At 71.6% G+C, this 2141-nt stretch carries 2 protein-coding genes and 1 pseudogene; 2 read left to right on the top strand and 1 reads right to left on the bottom strand.

The genetic code is table 11. The features are described from left to right. Both SACHA_RS25480 and SACHA_RS0113435 read left to right on the top strand, forming a co-directional pair. Nucleotides 1-498 (top strand): COX15/CtaA family protein (locus SACHA_RS25480; RefSeq protein WP_232211881.1); only part of this gene is annotated, 498 nt, incomplete at its 5' end. Nucleotides 499-626: 128 nt separating this feature from the next. Next, the gene (locus tag SACHA_RS0113435) at nucleotides 627-1568 is read left to right on the top strand and encodes an acyl-CoA desaturase (protein WP_019810608.1); all 942 of its coding nucleotides are present in this window, start codon (nucleotides 627-629) and stop codon (nucleotides 1566-1568) included. 110 nt (nucleotides 1569-1678) lie between these two features. Here the strand turns inward: SACHA_RS0113435 and SACHA_RS22050 are convergent. Then, nucleotides 1679-2141: pseudogene (locus SACHA_RS22050) on the bottom strand (hypothetical protein); the annotation flags it as partial.

The raw sequence follows: 2141 nt of genomic DNA, 5'->3' as shown, positions 1-2141 counted from the left end.
AGCCGTCCCGTGCTCGGCGCACTCGTGCTCGCGCTGGCCGGCACGCTGGTCGCCGGGACCACCGTCACCGGCGCGGGCCCGCACGGCGGGGACCCCGACGTGCCCCGGCTGGACGCCCCGATCACGACGCTGACGGAGGTGCACGCGGGTTTCCTGGTGACGTTTTTGCTCTCGCTCGCCGCACTCGGCCTGCTGTGGTGGCGTGCGGGTGTACCGACCGACGTGTGGCGCCGGTACGCCGTGGTCTGGCTCGTCGCCCTCGCCCAGGGCGGCCTCGGCAGTCTCCAGTACCGGCTCGGTGTCCCCGAGGGCCTCGTGTCGCTGCACGTGCTCGGCTCCATGCTGGTGATCGTCGCCACGGCGGCCCTGTGGTGCGCCACCCGTGACCGCGGGCCGGTGGTGAGCGCCACCCCGGCGTCCGGCGCGGCGAGCGGCCCGGCCTCCGACGCCGCCGGGGTCCCGGAAACGGAGCGCACCGGAAACACCTCGGTACGCTGACCGGTCCGGTCGGTCGACGCACGTCCGCGCGACGTCGCCCGCCGGTTCGCATGCGGACACCGATACGCTGTGCTGCACTGAAGTCGAGCCCCGATTTCTCCACCACGGATACGAGGTCACCCGCAACGATGAGCTCCACCGCACACGCGTCCGACACGGCGAGGTCCGGGCCGAAGCCGCTGGTCGGCGACGAACGCGGCACCGCGCAGATGATCGTACTGAAGGCGTTCCTGCTGATCCCGTTCGTCGCGTTGCTGACCGCGATCCCCTTCGCCTGGGGATGGGGTCTGACCTGGGTCGACCTCGCCCTCGCGGCCGGGTTCTACACCGTCGGCACCCTCGGGGTCACGGTGGGATACCACCGCTACTTCACGCACGGCGCGTTCAAGACCACCCGCCCGCTGCGAATCTTCCTGGCCATCGCGGGCAGCATGGCCGTACAGGGCTCGGTCATCTTCTGGGTGGCCAGCCACCGCAGGCATCACGCCTTCGCGGACAAGGAGGGTGACCCGCATTCCCCGTGGCTGTTCGGCACGTCCCCGACGGCCCTGCTGCGCGGGTTCTGGCACTCGCACATGGGCTGGATGTTCAACCGCGAGGTGACCAACTACGAGCGGTTCGCTCCCGACCTGCTCGCGGACCGGGACCTCACGGTGGTCAACCGCTTCTTCTGGCTGTGGATCACGGCGAGTCTGGCCCTGCCCGCCCTGCTCGGCGGACTGATCACGTGGTCGTGGTGGGGCGCGGTGACCGCGTTCTTCTGGGCGGGCCTGGTGCGGATCGCGTTCTCCCACCACATCACCTGGTCGGTGAACTCGATCTGCCACATGGTGGGTGAGCGCCCGTTCGCGAGCCGGGACCGGGCGGCCAACTTCTGGCCGCTGGCGATCCTGTCGATGGGTGAGTCGTGGCACAACTCGCACCACGCCGACCCGACCTGCGCCCGGCACGGGGTGCTGCGCGGACAGATCGACATCTCGGCACGGGTGATCTGGCTGTTCGAGAAGCTGGGCTGGGCCCGCAACGTCCGCTGGCCCAGGCCGGAACGCCTCGCCGCCAAACGCGCCTGACCGCTCCGGTCACCCGTTCCGCGTGAGGGGCACTTTCCCTGCGTGTGACGCAGCGAATGTGCCCCTCGCCGCGTGTGACGCAGGGAAAGTGCCCTTCACGACACACCCGGTCAGGTGAGGTGCGTGGAAATGGCCGAGGCGAAGCGGGGTGGGGCCGCCGGGTCGGCGTGGGCGAGGCCGAGCGAGGGCTCGGTGAGCTCCAGCTCCAGCAGCGCGGGAGTGCCGTCGTCGGTGCGGACCACGTCGACGCGGGCGTAGAGCAGGTCGCTGCGGCGCAGGCCGAGGTGGGCCACCGCCGTGTCCAGGGCCTGCTCGGCCAGCGCCGCACAGCCCGGTGGGGGATGGGGCACGCCCACCTTCTCCGACGGGTGCGGGCCCCGGCCACCGGCATCGCGGCCGGTGAGCAGGGCACCCTTGGCGAAGGAGTGCGAGTAAACCCCGCCGAAGAACACCAGCGCGGTCTCCCCCTCGGCGTCCACGCGGGCCTGGTACGGCTGCACGAGCGCGGTGCGGCCGTCGTCGTGCAGCGCGGCCAGATGCGCGGCGGCCCGTTCCCGTCCGGCCGCGCCTGCG

Origin of the sequence: Saccharomonospora halophila 8 (assembly GCF_000383775.1) — a bacterium.
GTDB lineage: Bacteria > Actinomycetota > Actinomycetes > Mycobacteriales > Pseudonocardiaceae > Saccharomonospora > Saccharomonospora halophila.
The sequence above is the reverse complement of the archived record's forward strand: the minus strand, read 5'-3'. Positions and strand labels throughout refer to the sequence as shown.

What these genes read in the sequence shown, in the direction of transcription:
- SACHA_RS0113435 (WP_019810608.1), top strand. Translation starts at nt 627, where the DNA reads ATGAGCTCCACCGCACACGCGTCCGACACGGCGAGGTCCGGGCCGAAG.